Source organism: Olleya sp. Hel_I_94, assembly GCF_007827365.1.
In the GTDB taxonomy this organism is placed as follows: Bacteria; Bacteroidota; Bacteroidia; order Flavobacteriales; family Flavobacteriaceae; genus Olleya.
Map to the genome: position 1 here is coordinate 2186937 of NZ_VISI01000002.1, position 14892 is coordinate 2201828.

Genomic DNA, 14892 nt, shown 5'->3' on the forward strand with positions numbered 1-14892 from the left:
CTTTAAGTAGGGAATTAATACTGTAAGAGCTGCTCTGTGCCAAGAGCAGCTTTTTTTTATGCGTTATAAATCTCTAATTGCTTTAAAATAATCTCTCTAGATTTTTTATTTAAAGATTTAGTATCCTCTACAGTTAAATCATTTGTGGGTATAAAATGGTGCACTTTAGCTCTTAATACTCCTGGTCCACCACTAAAAAAAGTATAAGAAAAACGTTTTTTATTATCTGCAAAAGTTATTGGCACAATAGGTGTTTTATGGTTTATCGCTAAACGGAAAGCACCATCTTTAAACTGGTCTAATATTATATGTTCTTCTGGGACTAACCCTTCAGGAAAAATACAAATGCTTAACCCTTGTTTAAGTCGTCTTTGCGCTCTTAAAAAAACGGCTTGCCTACTCTTAACGCTATTTCTATCCACTAATATGCATGTTCTTTTATAGAAAAATCCAAACAATGGTATTTTAGCCAACTCAGCTTTTCCAACAAAAACAAAAGGATTCTTAACAGTAACCAACATTAACATAATATCTAGCATAGAGGTGTGATTACCTATAAACATATAGCTTTTGCTACGTTCCGGTTTTTGCAAATACTCTGTTTTAGTTGGCAATCCCATACCTATTAAAATAAATCTAGCCCAAATACGAGCTAATTTGAAAAAATAAGGATACCAAGATTCTTTTAAAATAGAAACAATCAATAACGGAAATAGGATTATAATTGGCACTGCTACTAATATGTAGAACCAAATACGATATAATACCCAAAAAATATACTTAAATACTATCATTTGCTGTCAAAACTAACTAAATTAATTGAGGTATTCTACTAAAAAAAGTACCTTTGCTATTCAGAATTAAATTTAATCATGGCAAGAATACTTACAGGAATTCAAAGTACAGGAACACCACATTTAGGTAATATACTAGGTGCAATTTTACCTGCTATAAAATTATCAGAAAACAGTGATAACGAATCATATTTGTTTATAGCAAATTTGCACACCTTAACACAAATTAAAAATGCAGAAGAATTAAGACACAATACCTACTCTGTTGCTGCAACCTGGTTAGCTTTTGGATTAGACATAGAAAAAACAGTGTTTTACAGACAAAGTGATATCCCTCAAGTTACAGAACTTGCTTGGTATTTAAACTGTTTTTTTCCATTCAATAGATTGCAATTAGCACATGGTTTTAAAGATAAAGCAGACCGTTTAGAAGACGTAAACTCTGGTTTGTTTATGTACCCAATGCTTATGGCTGCAGATATTTTATTGTATGATGCAGAAGTTATCCCTGTCGGTAAAGATCAACTTCAACATATCGAATTTACAAGAGATGTAGCCTCTCGTTTTCATGCAAAAATGGGCGAAGCTTTTGTTTTACCAGAAGAAAAACTGCAAGAAAACACTATGCTTATTCCTGGTACAGATGGCGAAAAAATGAGTAAAAGTAGAGACAATTACATTAACATCTTTTTACCAGAAAAGCAACTTCGTAAAAAAATAATGAGTATTGAAACGGATAGCACACCATTAGAAGACCCTAAAGATTGGTCAACTTGCAACTGTTTTGCTTTATATAAATTATTAGCCTCAGAGAGCGAAGTTGAAACCATGAAAGCTAATTACGAAAACGGTAATTATGGTTATGGTCATGCTAAACAAGCATTATATGAGTTAATGTTAACTACTTTTAAAATGGAACGTGAACGTTACAACCATTATATGGCTAACTTACATGAAGTAGATGCTGCTTTAGAAAAAGGAGCTGAAAAAGCTAGAAAAATTGCTAATGATGTATTAGCAAGAGTTAGAGCAAAAGTTGGGTATTAATATAATATTTAAATAACCTCAAATAATTTTCCAGGAAGTGGTCTTACCACACCTTTTAATTCCATATTAAGTAATATGCCAGCTAGCTTATAGGTTGGCATATTACATTTAATAGCAATACTATCTAACAACGCCTTATTATTTTCTTTTAGGTAATTATAAACAATCTTTTCGTCAGGATCTAACTCAATAAACAACTGCTTTTGTACAGGAGGTTTTTGTAAGTTATCTAATTGCCAGTTTAAAATATAAGGCACATCTAAAGGCGTAGATAGCAAATGTGCCTTTTGTTGTTTAATTAGATTATTACAACCAATACTTTGACTATCTGTGACACGTCCAGGGACAGCAAACACATCTCTGTTATATGAGTTTGCAATATCTGCTGTTACCAGACTACCGCCTTTTTCTGCAGATTCAATTACTATAGTCGCTTGACTAATGCCTGCAATAATGCGGTTTCTTTTTAAAAAATTGTTACGATCAAAAGTATCGCTACTCCAAAAGTCAGTAAAAAAGCCTCCATTATTTTCAACTTCTGCAACGTACTTTTTATGCACTTTAGGGTAAATTTGGTTTAAGCCATGTGCTAAACAACCTATAGTTTGTAATTTATTTTTAATGGCAGCTTTATGTGCTGTAATATCTGTACCATAAGCAAATCCCGAAATTATAATTGGTTTATATATGGCTAACTCTTCAATTAATTTTTCACAAAATGCAATACCTGATGTTGTGATTTTTCTGGCTCCAACAATACTAATAATATGTTTATTATTAAGGTTAATGTTTCCGCTTTCAAACAAAACTATAGGACTATCAATGCAATGTTTTAGGTTTGATGGATACGTTGAGTCAGTAAAAACGTGATGTTTTAGGTTTTCGTCTTTAATAAATTTTAGTTCTTTATCTGCTTCTTCAAAATGACTAGATTGATATAATTCACTTAAAATAATTTCGCCTATACCATCAATTTTTAAAAGGTTTTGTTTCTTTTCTTTAAACACAGCTTCTGCACTTCCGCAATGGTTAATTAGCTTTTTTGCGGTAGTATCTCCTATTTTAGAGACGTGTTGTAAGGCTAAAATATAGCGTAATTGGTCGTCATTCATTTTTTATTGCACTGATTTTGAAACTACAAGAAAAGAAATTTAAGTCTGTTAATAACTAATACGCACTAAATTTTCTTGGTTTTTAAAATTTTCTAACTTTGTTACTATGCAATTAGAACATTACATAAGCGATTTATTATACAGATATGATTGTGTTACGGTTCCAGAATTTGGATCGTTTTTAACACAACGTAAATCTGCGCAAGTACACGATAGTACCAATGCCTTTTATCCTCCTAAAAAGCAATTGTCTTTTAACGAGCAAATACAAAATAACGACGGTTTATTGATCCGTTATATAGCAGATATTGAAAAAATACCTTTTGAAACTGCTGCACAAAACCTATCTAAACGCGTTAAGTCTTTAAAGTCTTACTTAGTTGAAGGTGAAACGTTAAGTTTTGAAAACATTGGTGAGTTAATTTTAAATAACGAAGGTAAAATAGAATTTAATCCATCTTACCATTTAAATTATTTAACTGATGCTTTTGGTTTGTCACAGTTTGTATCTCCTGCAGTAACTAGAGTTGTTTACAAAGAAGAAGCCGAAACCATTGAGCGTGTTATCCCAATTGCGGTAACACCAGAAAAACGTCAAAGCAAATCATACCTTAAGTATGCTGCTATTGCAGTTGTTGCTTTAGGCTTAGCTGGTTTTGGTTTTAATAACTACGTTAATACAGTAGCGCAACACAACCAAATTGCACAAGAAGAGGCAAACACACAATTAGATAGTCAAATACAAGAAGCTACTTTTGTAATTAGCAACCCATTACCTGCTATTACTTTAAATGTAAATAAGCAAACAGGAAATTATCATATTGTTGCTGGTGCTTTTAGAGTCGAAGAAAACTCTGATAAAAAAGTTGCAGAATTACAAGAACAAGGTTTTAAAGCGCGTAAAGTTGGTGTAAACCAATATGGTCTACATCAAGTAGCTTATGCAAGTTATACGTCCAGAGAAGAAGCTAATAATGCTTTAAACAGTATAAGAACAGAACAGAATAAAGACGCTTGGTTATTAATTAAGTCTTTGGACTAAAACTAAGCCATTAAGTATACCAAAAACCTCGTAAGTGTAAATTTACGAGGTTTTTTAATTCTTAATTTATTCTAAAATGCACTAACTAAATCTTAAAATCAGTTTACCTTTGCGCCTGAAAAGAAAAAATTATGATGAACGCAAGAACAGCTGAACACTCTAGAACCGTAATGACAGATTTAGTTTTACCAAGTGAAACTAATCCTTTAAACAACCTTTTTGGTGGCGAATTACTAGCTAGAATGGATCGTGCAGCAAGTATAAGCGCAAGACGACACTCAAGACGTATTGTTGTAACAGCATCTGTAAATCACGTAGCCTTTAACAAAGCAGTCCCTTTAGGAAGTGTAGTTACAGTTGAAGCTAAAGTATCTAGAGCCTTTAAAACCTCAATGGAAATATTTATTGATGTTTGGGTAGAAGACAGAGAGTCTGGCAACCGATCTAAAGCTAACGAAGCTATTTATACTTTTGTTGCAGTGGATGAAACTGGAACACCAGTTGCAATACCAGAATTAATCCCAGAAACTGACTTAGAAAAAGAACGTTTTGCTGCTGCCTTAAGACGTAAACAATTAAGTTTACTACTAGCAGGAAAAATTAAACCAAACGATGCTACAGAGCTTAAAGCTTTGTTTGAATAACATTAAACAAAAAAAACCAATGCAAAGCATTGGTTTTTTTTGTTTTTACACGTTTTACATCTTATAAATCCATTCTGCTGGATCCACTGAAGCATCATTTTTATACAAACTAAACCATAAAAGTGTTTCGCCTTCGCTGTTAGTAAATACCTCTCCTATTTCTTGTTTGGTTACTATTTTATCTCCTGTTTTAACCGATATTTTCTTTAAATTATGGTAAGCAGATATGTAATTACCATGCTTTATTAAAACCGTAGGATTACCTCTTTTTTGAATTATAATTTTTAAAACTTCTCCTTTAAAAACAGATCTAACAATAGCATTTTGCTCTGTAGCAATACGTACACCACTACTGTTTATAGTTAGTGAAGCATCTGTTGGATGACGTTGCACACCATATTTAACTTTAACCAAACCTTTTTCTACAGGCCAAACTAATTTACCCTTGTTACTTAAAAAATCTGCTGCTAATAGTTTTGCTTCAGGAGTTAATGCAAACGTACTAGACGCTTTAGTTGTTGTGGTTTTTGTGCCAGCTTTTTTGTTAGAATTTGCAATAGCCTCTTTAATAATACGATCAATTTCGCGATCAACCTCTCTTGCTTCTTGTTGCTTTTCTTTAATCTGGGCAGCATACTTATTTAAATCTTTTTTAATAGAAGCCATGATGGTTTCATGCTGCTTCATGTCTACCTCCAAAGCTTTTTGCACCTCTCTGTTTTCTGCAATCAACTTGTCTTTAGCTGCTTTTTGCTTACCAAGTTCAAGGTTTAAATTTTGAAGTTTTAATGCTTTTTCTTTAATGTTTTCTCCTTGTTGCTTTTGATATTTAGAGTACTGATTCATGTACTGTAAACGCTTGTAAGCTTGTCTAAAATTGTTGGAAGACAATAAAAACATAACACGACTTTGGCTGCTTTTATTTTTATACGTATTCAATATTGTTTTAGCGTAATTGTCCTTTAAAATAACCAACTCATCACGTAATCCAGATATTTTTTTTTGGTTTACAGCAATTTCTCTGTTAATCAAATTAGCTTGTTGGTTGGTAACCTTAATCAAGTTACGTCTAACGCTTAATTTGTAATTTAAATCTTCAATTAGTGTTGTTTGGCTTTTTTGCTTGGACTGGTTTTGAAACAGTAAAGCATTGATTTGCTTTATTTGGTTTTTAATTTCAATACGTTTAGCCTCTAATTGATCTATTTTATTTTTTTGCGCTAAAGCGGAAGTTGTGCCTAATATTGCAAAAAAAGAAACTAGTAATAGTAATTGACGATACTTCATAAATTACAACTCTATTTTTTTATAGCCAGAAGGTATAGTAAAAGGAAAACGTACGTCTTCATTTAATTTTACAGACTTAAGCTCTAGATTAATCTCTAATTGCTCTTCATCTTCTATTGCTAGTATTTTGGTTAGTTCTGGTAAGGTTTTGTCGTCTATTTTTTGATAAGCTAAATAATCAATATGTAATATGCGCTTATCATTAGGTTGAGAGATTTCTTGAGCGTCCATTTTAAAATGCGACGGGTTTACAAATAAAAACAACTCGAACAACTCGCGTTGCTTTTTAGGTTGTAGTATATACGATTTATCGTTTGCAGATAGGTTATATTTATCATCGTTTAAGTCAAAAAGCGATTGACCTAATAGCATATTTTGCACCTTATTAAAATCCAAATCTGTACCTAATAGGTTACTTAAATAAGTAAAATCGCCATCAAAATAAGTATTATCCCATTTGTTATAAAAGGCAACTCTTACTGGCGTAATAAGTACTTTAGCAATCCCTAAATAACTCATCCAGATGGTTTTATCTTTTTCCATTCTAAAACTTAAAGACACACCTTTTGATTTTTGATTTTGTGTGTAATCTACTTTTAGCTTTCCTGTTAAAGACGTAAAATCTATATTAGCTTTTGTACTATTTTTAATAAGTTGTTTGACTGATAGTTTAGTATCTACCGTTCCATTAGTCACTAGAGTTTTAGACCCTTTACAGCCAGATACTACCATAGTGATTAATAGTATTACAAAAGATATGCGTGTTTTAAATGCCATTAGTTTAAACCTTCTAGTTTTTTTGCTTTATCTGTAAACGTTTTTGCTTTAGAAAAATTGTTAGTAGCAGTATAAGCTTTGGCTAACTGCTTGTAAAAATCAATCTCCATTTTTGGGTCTTCAATTATATAATCCACACCTACTTCCAAGCTATTTATTGCGTCTTTAGGACGATTTAAATAATTTAAAGCGACACCATTTGCTAAATATAAAACGGGTTGTGATGGAAAAACCTCTAAACCTTCTTCACTTTTTTGATGTGCTTGATCAAACTGTGATAAGTCTATGTGAAGTAAAATAATGTTTCGTAAAATACCAAAGTTTTCTTCTTCTTTTTGTAACGCTTGCTCGTAAAAATTTAATGCTTTTTGCTTTTCGCCTTTTACTAAATAATACTGTGCCAGCTCTACTAAAGTTTTTCCGCTGGATTCTATTTTAGTAAGCATGGACGTGACCTCTACCAAATCTTGCTCGTATTGCTGATTTATGCTGACAAATTTTACAAAATCTGCCAATACCTTAATTTTGGATTCTGGGTTAATTTGTGAGCTTTGCAAAGTGACTTTCATGGATTGAATAGCCTTTTCATTTTCTCCAGCTTCTAAATAAAACTTATACAAAGCTAAATGTACTAGCTCTGATTTAGGGTTAACTTCCAATAATTTTTTTGCGGTTTCAAATGCTTTTTTGGTGTCTCCACTTTCGCTGTAACGATAAATTAATCTTAAATAGGTGTCTTCAGAGTCTGGGTTTTTATCTACTCGTTCTTCTAGGTTTTCAATTTGATCTTTTTTACGACCTGTTGCGTTATAAATCCTGTTACGTAACAAGTCACGATCCTTATTAATACCAAGCTCTTCATCTAATTCATCTAAAATTTTAAGTGCCTCTTTAAAATCTCCAGTTTGCATATATATATTAGCCAAATCTTCTTTATAATCTGGATGATACTTGACTAATTGCCTAACTGTTTTTATGGCTTTTTTATATTCTTTTTGATGAATATAAGTACTATACAATTCATCTAAAAACCACTCGTTATCAGGAATTTTGTTGACAGCTGTTTTTAGCGCATCCTCTGCTGCACCAAAATTTTTAAGTTGGTTATAGTTTTTACCTAATTCAAAATATAAAATAGCTTCAGAATCATCAATTTCTATGCACTTTAATAAGTTATCTATAGCACGTTGGTAGTTCTCTATTCCTTTTTGTTTTAGGGCTTCAAAAAAGTACTCTTGGTAAGCGTCTGAAACATCTCCTAAATCATCATCAGGTTTTTTGTCAAAATCAATTTGCGCAGTATTAACCTGCGGAAATAGAAATATCCCTAATATGATAAGTAGTATGTAACCTTGTTTTTTCATTAATTTGAAGCTTCGCTTTGCTTTAAAATTTATTCTAATACAGAATAATCTCCTATACTAATTTTGGTGAATTTTCCATCAAACTTAACATGGTTACCAATCATAGCTTCGTCTAAATTAGCATTTTTAATAGACGTATGGTTTTGTATTAGACTATTTTTAACGGTTGAGTCTTCAATAACACAGTTGTTTCCAACCGAAACGTATGGTCCAATTGTTGTGTTTTTAAGCATTACATTCTCGCCAATGTAACACGGTTCAATAATGGTTGCATTTTCGGTTTTAACCGTGTCTGACACTAACTGTTCTTCTCCATCTGCTTTTAAAAAGCCTAACATGCGTTGATTAGTTTCTAAGGTAATGGCTTTATTTCCGCAGTCCATCCACTCGCTAACAACACCTGTTTTAAATACTTTGCCTTCAGACATCATCCCTTTAATACCATCATTAATTTGGTATTCTCCACCATGTATAATATTGTTGTCTAAAACAGTTTGAAGTTGCTTTTTAAGTTGGCTTACTTCTTTAAAATAATAGATACCAATAACAGCTAAATCGCTAACAAACTGTTCTGGTTTTTCAACAAGCTCAATAATTTCGTTGTTATCGTTTAGCTTAACAACACCATAAGCTTCCGGTTGATCTACTTGCTTAGCCCAAATTACAGCGTCTGCTTCTGGATCCAAATTAAAATCTGCCCTAATTAACGTGTCTGCATATGCAATTACCGCTGGACCAGATAATGAGTCCTTAGCACACATTATAGCGTGACCTGTTCCTAAAGGTTGGTCTTGTCTATAAATAGATGCTTTAGCACCTAAGCTTTTTGCTAAATCCTTTAGGCTAGATACCACGTCGTCACCAAACCAAGCTGGATCGCCTAAAACAAAAGCAATCTCTGTAATAGGTTGATTTAAAACTTTAGCAATATCCTTAACCAATCTATGGACTATTGGTTGTCCTGCTACTGGAATTAAAGGTTTTGGTACTGTTAAACTGTGTGGTCTTAGACGAGAACCTCGTCCTGCCATAGGAACTATTATTTTCATGTTATTAAATGCCTACCTAAGCAGGAATCTTGTTATAGTTAAACTAATATTTTATTTTAAATTAAATTTTTGGCTTACAGTACTTTTATTTTGTGCCTGTACTACCAAATCCACCTTCACCTCTATCGGTTTCAGAAAGTGTTTGTACTTCTACCCATTCTGCACGTTCATGTTTTGCAATAACTAATTGTGCTATACGCTCGCCATTCTGGATTATAAAATCTTCGTTGGAAAGGTTTACTAAAATAACACCAATTTCTCCTCTGTAATCAGCATCAATTGTTCCTGGTGCATTTAATACAGTTACTCCGTTTTTTGCTGCAAGACCACTTCTAGGTCTAACTTGAGCTTCTAATCCTATAGGCAATTCTATAAACAAGCCTGTTTTAACGATAGTACGTTGTAAAGGCTGCAATTGTATTGCTTCAGTAATATTGGCTCTTAAATCCATTCCTGCAGACGCTATGGTTTCATAGTGTGGTAATGCATGATTGGATTTATTAATTATTTTAATTTGCATATTGTTTATTTGCTTCTGTTTAACCTGAGTTTCAGGTTAATTTAATTTCTTTTTAATAAACGTTTTATTTCTTTCTTTTCAAAAAGAACTATTAAACCCAAAAATACTAAAACTATAATAGTATTAATATAATAGTTGGCTTTTGTACTTAATGCTACAATAGATAGCGCTACAGCTATAAATAAATAGCCTAAAATTTGCTTTAAATTATAAGGTACCGGATAATGTTTTTGTCCCAACAAATAAGACAATATCATCATAATCCCGTAAGCTACCAAAGTTGTCCAAGCTGCTGCTATAAAACCAAATTTAGGTATTAAAGTAATATTTAAACTAATTGTAACAATTGCACCAACAATAGATAAGTACATACCATATCTGGTTTTGTCCGTAAGTTTGTACCAAATAGCTAAGTTAAAATAAATACCTAAACATAAATTAGCTAATAATACTATTGGTACGATTTGTATGGCTTGCCAATAGCTAGAATCTGTAACTAACAAGGCTTTAAAAATATCTAAATATGCAATTATAAAGACAAACATTAAGCTACCTGCTATTACAAAATACTTCATGATTAAAGCGTAGGTCTGTTTTGCATTTTTTTCTTTTGCATGAGAAAAGAAAAAAGGCTCTGCACCTAACCTAAAGGCTTGTATAAAAATAGTCATGAACATTGCTATTTTGTAACAACCACTGTAAGCACCATTAATGTCTTTGTCTAATAAACTAGGAATGATCCATTTATCAAAATTCTCATTAATAACATATGCTAAACCAGCAATCATAATTGGCCAACCATAATTAATTAATTGTTTAAAAATGGTCTTACTAAAGTATAACTTGGTTTTGAAAAAGTAAGGTAACAACAATAATAATGTTACTGCACTTGCTGCCAAATTTGCGATAAAAATATATTGGACTAAATCCGAAGTATCATACCAAGAAAAAGACATATTAAATTTTGGAATGCACCAAAGGAAAAAATAATTAAGCAAAACATAAATTAATATGTTACTAATTTTAATTGCTGCAAATTTAATTGGTCGTCCTGTTGCCCGTAAATACGCAAAAGGAGCCACTACCAATGTGTCTAACACAATGACACCAATTAATAAATTAAAGTATTTTTGAGAAATGCCAAACATACTAGATAGTTGTTGACTATAAAGTAGCATCGCTATTAAAAACAAAAAAGTAGTAACAACTAAACTGATAAACGTAGTAGAAAATATCTTGTCCTTTTCTTTAGATTTTGTAAAAAACCTAAAAAAAGCTGTTTCCATTCCATAGGTAAGCAACACATTAAAAAATGAAGCGTAAATATAAAAGGTTGTGTTATCAGAAAAGCTTGTGGTTTTTAAATTACCTGTGTGAAGAGGCACTAAAACAAAATTCATAAGACGAGGTAATACAGTTGCTAAACCATAAATTATAGTGTCTTTAAAAAACTTTTTTAGTACGCTCAAGGTATATTACAATTTGAATTATAAGAGTCCGTGTGAAGTTAACAAAAATAAGGTTTAAGCTTTATTATTGTTTATTCAGATTTCTTGGTGGTGCACTTGGGTATTGCTCCATTTGTTTTTCGACTAGATTCTCAATCTTTAAGTACTTAGTTGTACCATTTTCTGTATAACTAACTACTGCTTCGTTATCCTTTAAGTCAAAAGGAATATCTGATGTATCTACACTATAATCTTTTGGCTGATTGGCATTAGTTGTTATACGTCCAATGTATAAATCAGGAAAATTAGGTTTAGTTTGTAAGGTTACTATATGTCCTCTAAAATATAAACTATCTAATTTTAAATTTTTAGAATTAGAGTCTATAGGAATAAACACATTTATACCAGAACCACCATCCTTAAGACCTGCTACCCATTTTTGATAGTAGGCTTTATCTGTTTGAAAAGCTGCTTCCTTTTGAAGTTTTTGTGCGCTAGAGCATTGCATAAATAAAAAACTTGATACTATCGAAAGGCTTAAATACTGTATAAATTTCATAATTGTAGGAATTTGTATAAAGGTAATTAATCAAAAGCTATTCCATAAAAAAAACCTTATCCAATTTGAATAAGGTTTTAATGTATCAAATATTCTACTAAAGTAGAAAAATTGTATTAGTTATTTAATGCTTCTGCACCACCAACAATCTCTAAAATCTCGTTAGTAATTGCTGCTTGACGCGCTTTGTTATATGTCAACTTAAGTTGATCTCTTAACTCTGTTGCGTTGTCTGTTGCTTTATGCATAGCAGTCATACGTGCACCATGCTCTGAAGCAAAACTATCTCTAATTCCTTTATATAACTGCGTTTTTAAAGACTTAGGTATAAGTTCTTCAACTATTTCTAGTTTAGATGGTTCAAAGATATAATCAGAATTGTTATCTGCTTCACCTTCTATCGGCACAATTGGTAAAAACTGTTCCGTCATTACTTCTTGTGTTGCTGCATTTTTAAATTTATTATAAACGATTTCGATTTTATCAAATTCGCCTTTAGTAAATTTATCCATTAACATTTCTGCAATATCTGCAACACTGTTAAAGGTTAAGTCGTCATAAATGGCACTTTGGTTACCAATTACAATTCCTTTTTTAGCAAATGCATCATTCGCTTTTTTTCCGATAGCTAAGACAGATACTTTTTTACCTGCATAGACATTAGAAATCAAGTGTTGTGTTTGCTTGATAATGTTAGAATTAAAAGCACCACATAAACCTCTATTAGAAGTTATAGATACGATTAAAACGTTATTAATCTCGCGTTGTTCTGCAAATTTACTTCCAGCATCTTCATCTAAAGTTGCACTTAAACTTTGTAAAAGTTCAGTTAACTTATCTGAATAAGGACGCATAGCAGTAATAGCATCTTGAGCTTTCTTTAACTTAGCAGCAGATACCATTTTCATGGCACTAGTAATCTGCATCGTTGAAGATACTGAAGATATTCTATTACGTATTTCTTTTAGATTAGCCATTCTTTATATTATAAAGACTCTTCGACACGCTCCGAGTGACATTAGTTTAATAATTCAAATTTATAGTTATAGACGACTAATCTATAACTATAAATTTATAATTGTTATGCTCTATATTTAGCTGAAAGGTCTTTACATACAGCGATAAGTGTATCTGTAACCTCGTCAGTTAATTTACCTGCTTTTAAAGTATCTAAAACACCTCTGTGCTTAGCATTTAAGAATTCAAGATAATCTCTTTCAAATTCTTTAATTTTATTTACAGGTACGTCTTTTAATAAGTTTTTAGATCCAGCATAAATGATTGCTACTTGATCCTCAACAGTAAATGGATCGTTTTGACCTTGCTTTAAGATCTCTACGTTACGTTTACCTTTTTCAATTACGTTTAAAGTTACTGCATCTAAATCTGAACCAAACTTAGCAAATGCCTCAAGCTCACGATATTGTGCTTGATCTAACTTTAAAGTACCTGATACCTTTTTCATTGATTTAATCTGTGCATTACCTCCAACACGAGATACAGAAATACCTACGTTAATTGCTGGACGTACACCAGAGTTAAATAAATCTCCATCTAAGAAGATTTGTCCATCTGTAATAGAAATTACGTTAGTTGGGATATATGCTGATACGTCACCTGCTTGTGTTTCAATAATTGGTAATGCAGTTAAAGATCCACCACCTTTTACGATTGGTTTTAATGATTCTGGTAAATCATTCATCTCTTTAGCAATCGCGTCATTATTAATAACTTTTGCAGAACGCTCTAATAATCTTGAGTGTAAGTAAAATACATCTCCAGGATACGCCTCACGTCCTGGTGGACGACGTAATAATAAAGATACCTCACGGTAAGCAACAGCTTGTTTTGATAAATCATCAAATACAATTAAAGCTGGTCTACCAGTATCTCTAAAATACTCTCCAATAGAAGCTCCCGTAAAAGGTGCATAAACTTGCATTGCAGCAGGATCTGATGCATTTGCAGCAACTATTGTAGTATAAGCTAAAGCTCCTTTTTCTTCTAAAGTTTTAGCAATAAGTGCCACTGTTGACGCTTTTTGTCCAACTGCAACATATATACAATATACAGGCTCACCTGCATCAAAAAATTCTTTTTGGTTTAAGATAGCATCAATACAAACTGCAGTCTTACCTGTTTGTCTGTCACCAATTACTAACTCACGTTGACCTCTACCAACTGGGATCATAGCATCAATTGCTTTAATACCTGTTTGTAATGGCTCAGTTACTGGCTCTCTGTAGATAACTCCAGGTGCTTTACGCTCTAAAGGCATCTCATAAGTTGTTCCAGTGATTGGTCCTTTACCATCAATTGGGTTACCAAGTGTATCTACGACACGTCCAACAATACCTTCTCCTACTTTAATAGAAGCAATACGGTTAGTACGTTTTACTGTAGATCCTTCTCTAACTCCTACTGAAGTTCCTAAAAGTACAATACCTACATTATCTTCTTCAAGGTTAAGTACGATACCTTCTAAACCACCATCGAATTCTACTAACTCACCATATTGTGCGTTAGCTAATCCGTAAGCACGTACAATACCATCACCTACTGTTAATACTGTTCCAACTTCGTCTAATGAAGCGCTAGCTTCAAAACCTGAAAGTTGTTGTTTTAAGATTGCTGATACTTCAGCTGGTTTTACTTCTGCCATCTTTATTGATATTTAGACCCTTCGACAAACTCAGGGTAAGTCTTAGTTTATTGTAAATTCTCTTTTTAACTTGCTTAATTGGTTAGCGATACTAGCATTATACTGCGTATCTCCAACACGTAAAATGAAACCACCTAAAATGCTTTCATCTACTATATTTTTTATTGCTGCATCTTTACCTGTAAGTTCTTTAACTTTTGCTAAAACTTTAGCTTCTAAAGCTTCTGTTAAAGGAATTGCTGTTGTAACTGTAGCAATTTGACTACCTTTTTGTTGCTCGAATAAAGTTATAAACTTTGAAGCTACTTCTGGTAATAAATCTGTACGTTTGTTTGTAATTAGAGTATCTATAAGGTTTACCGTTGCTGGATTAATACCTTTAAAAACTTCTAATAATGCAGATTTTTTAATGCTAGAACTAATTACAGGACTGTAAAGCATATCTTTTAAATCTTTACTTTGCGCTACTGTATTATTAATTAGCTCCATGTCATTGTTTACAACGTCTGTTGTATTATTATCTGTAGCTAAGCTTAAAACTGCTTTTGCGTAACGTATTGCTGCTCTTTCTCCTGCCATAACTTAAA

15 protein-coding genes are annotated in these 14892 nt (G+C 32.2%); 3 read left to right on the forward strand and 12 right to left on the reverse strand.

What is annotated here, in order from left to right; genetic code table 11:
- Positions 1-56: 56 nt before the first annotated feature.
- Complete coding sequence (locus JM82_RS13045; protein ID WP_145004762.1) at positions 57-794, reverse strand: lysophospholipid acyltransferase family protein; 738 nt, start codon at positions 792-794, stop codon at positions 57-59.
- A 78-nt stretch (positions 795-872) separates the two neighbouring features.
- Between JM82_RS13045 and trpS the strand changes: the two genes are divergently transcribed.
- Positions 873-1841, forward strand: a complete 969-nt coding sequence (gene trpS / locus JM82_RS13050; protein ID WP_145004765.1) for a tryptophan--tRNA ligase — start codon at positions 873-875, stop codon at positions 1839-1841.
- An 8-nt stretch (positions 1842-1849) separates the two neighbouring features.
- On the opposite strand, the gene dprA is transcribed toward trpS, so the two are convergent.
- Positions 1850-2953, reverse strand: coding sequence for a DNA-processing protein DprA (dprA, locus tag JM82_RS13055; RefSeq protein ID WP_145004768.1), 1104 nt, complete (start codon positions 2951-2953; stop codon positions 1850-1852).
- Between the two features lie 106 nt (positions 2954-3059).
- Here dprA and JM82_RS13060 point away from each other — a divergent pair, with 106 nt between their 5' ends.
- Together JM82_RS13060 and JM82_RS13065 are read left to right on the forward strand one after the other, a co-directional pair.
- Positions 3060-3995 carry an SPOR domain-containing protein gene (locus JM82_RS13060; RefSeq protein WP_145004771.1) on the forward strand — a complete coding sequence of 312 codons (936 nt, stop codon included), beginning with the start codon at positions 3060-3062 and terminating at the stop codon, positions 3993-3995.
- Positions 3996-4129: 134 nt separating this feature from the next.
- Complete coding sequence (locus JM82_RS13065; protein WP_028282450.1) at positions 4130-4639, forward strand: acyl-CoA thioesterase; 510 nt, start codon at positions 4130-4132, stop codon at positions 4637-4639.
- A gap of 54 nt (positions 4640-4693) precedes the next feature.
- On the opposite strand, the gene JM82_RS13070 is transcribed toward JM82_RS13065, so the two are convergent.
- From JM82_RS13070 to atpH, 10 genes are all read right to left on the reverse strand, one after another.
- Positions 4694-5926 carry a murein hydrolase activator EnvC family protein gene (locus JM82_RS13070; protein ID WP_145004774.1) on the reverse strand — a complete coding sequence of 411 codons (1233 nt, stop codon included), beginning with the start codon at positions 5924-5926 and terminating at the stop codon, positions 4694-4696.
- A gap of 3 nt (positions 5927-5929) precedes the next feature.
- Positions 5930-6703, reverse strand: coding sequence for a DUF4292 domain-containing protein (locus JM82_RS13075; protein WP_145004777.1), 774 nt, complete (start codon positions 6701-6703; stop codon positions 5930-5932).
- Positions 6703-8067: a tetratricopeptide repeat protein gene (locus JM82_RS13080; protein WP_145004780.1), complete on the reverse strand. Its 1365-nt coding sequence runs from the start codon at positions 8065-8067 to the stop codon at positions 6703-6705. The genes JM82_RS13075 and JM82_RS13080 overlap by 1 nt, the downstream gene beginning before the upstream one ends.
- 29 nt (positions 8068-8096) lie before the next feature.
- The gene (locus tag JM82_RS13085; RefSeq protein ID WP_145004783.1) at positions 8097-9116 is read right to left on the reverse strand and encodes a sugar phosphate nucleotidyltransferase; all 1020 of its coding nucleotides are present in this window, start codon (positions 9114-9116) and stop codon (positions 8097-8099) included.
- 85 nt (positions 9117-9201) lie between these two features.
- Positions 9202-9636 carry a dUTP diphosphatase gene (dut, locus tag JM82_RS13090; protein ID WP_145004786.1) on the reverse strand — a complete coding sequence of 145 codons (435 nt, stop codon included), beginning with the start codon at positions 9634-9636 and terminating at the stop codon, positions 9202-9204.
- Positions 9637-9677: 41 nt separating this feature from the next.
- The gene (locus JM82_RS13095; RefSeq protein WP_145004788.1) at positions 9678-11105 is read right to left on the reverse strand and encodes an oligosaccharide flippase family protein; all 1428 of its coding nucleotides are present in this window, start codon (positions 11103-11105) and stop codon (positions 9678-9680) included.
- Between the two features lie 64 nt (positions 11106-11169).
- Complete coding sequence (locus tag JM82_RS13100) at positions 11170-11643, reverse strand: hypothetical protein (RefSeq protein ID WP_145004791.1); 474 nt, start codon at positions 11641-11643, stop codon at positions 11170-11172.
- A 116-nt stretch (positions 11644-11759) separates the two neighbouring features.
- Positions 11760-12620 carry an ATP synthase F1 subunit gamma gene (atpG, locus tag JM82_RS13105; protein WP_145004794.1) on the reverse strand — a complete coding sequence of 287 codons (861 nt, stop codon included), beginning with the start codon at positions 12618-12620 and terminating at the stop codon, positions 11760-11762.
- Positions 12621-12724: 104 nt separating this feature from the next.
- Positions 12725-14305, reverse strand: coding sequence for a F0F1 ATP synthase subunit alpha (gene atpA, locus JM82_RS13110; RefSeq protein ID WP_145004797.1), 1581 nt, complete (start codon positions 14303-14305; stop codon positions 12725-12727).
- Positions 14306-14347: 42 nt separating this feature from the next.
- Positions 14348-14884 (reverse strand): ATP synthase F1 subunit delta, encoded by a 537-nt coding sequence (atpH, locus tag JM82_RS13115; RefSeq protein ID WP_145004800.1) that lies wholly within the window; start codon positions 14882-14884, stop codon positions 14348-14350.
- Positions 14885-14892: the final 8 nt, after the last annotated feature.

Excerpts from the sequence above, each read along its gene's own strand:
- JM82_RS13045 (WP_145004762.1), bottom strand. The coding sequence starts at position 794 with ATGATAGTATTTAAGTATATTTTTTGGGTATTATATCGTATTTGGTTC.
- trpS (WP_145004765.1), top strand. The coding sequence starts at position 873 with ATGGCAAGAATACTTACAGGAATTCAAAGTACAGGAACACCACATTTA.
- dprA (WP_145004768.1), bottom strand. The coding sequence starts at position 2,953 with ATGAATGACGACCAATTACGCTATATTTTAGCCTTACAACACGTCTCT.
- JM82_RS13060 (WP_145004771.1), top strand. The coding sequence starts at position 3,060 with ATGCAATTAGAACATTACATAAGCGATTTATTATACAGATATGATTGT.
- JM82_RS13065 (WP_028282450.1), top strand. The coding sequence starts at position 4,130 with ATGAACGCAAGAACAGCTGAACACTCTAGAACCGTAATGACAGATTTA.
- JM82_RS13070 (WP_145004774.1), bottom strand. The coding sequence starts at position 5,926 with ATGAAGTATCGTCAATTACTATTACTAGTTTCTTTTTTTGCAATATTA.
- JM82_RS13075 (WP_145004777.1), bottom strand. The coding sequence starts at position 6,703 with ATGGCATTTAAAACACGCATATCTTTTGTAATACTATTAATCACTATG.
- JM82_RS13080 (WP_145004780.1), bottom strand. The coding sequence starts at position 8,067 with ATGAAAAAACAAGGTTACATACTACTTATCATATTAGGGATATTTCTA.
- JM82_RS13085 (WP_145004783.1), bottom strand. The coding sequence starts at position 9,116 with ATGAAAATAATAGTTCCTATGGCAGGACGAGGTTCTCGTCTAAGACCA.
- dut (WP_145004786.1), bottom strand. The coding sequence starts at position 9,636 with ATGCAAATTAAAATAATTAATAAATCCAATCATGCATTACCACACTAT.
- JM82_RS13100 (WP_145004791.1), bottom strand. The coding sequence starts at position 11,643 with ATGAAATTTATACAGTATTTAAGCCTTTCGATAGTATCAAGTTTTTTA.
- atpG (WP_145004794.1), bottom strand. The coding sequence starts at position 12,620 with ATGGCTAATCTAAAAGAAATACGTAATAGAATATCTTCAGTATCTTCA.
- atpA (WP_145004797.1), bottom strand. The coding sequence starts at position 14,305 with ATGGCAGAAGTAAAACCAGCTGAAGTATCAGCAATCTTAAAACAACAA.
- atpH (WP_145004800.1), bottom strand. The coding sequence starts at position 14,884 with ATGGCAGGAGAAAGAGCAGCAATACGTTACGCAAAAGCAGTTTTAAGC.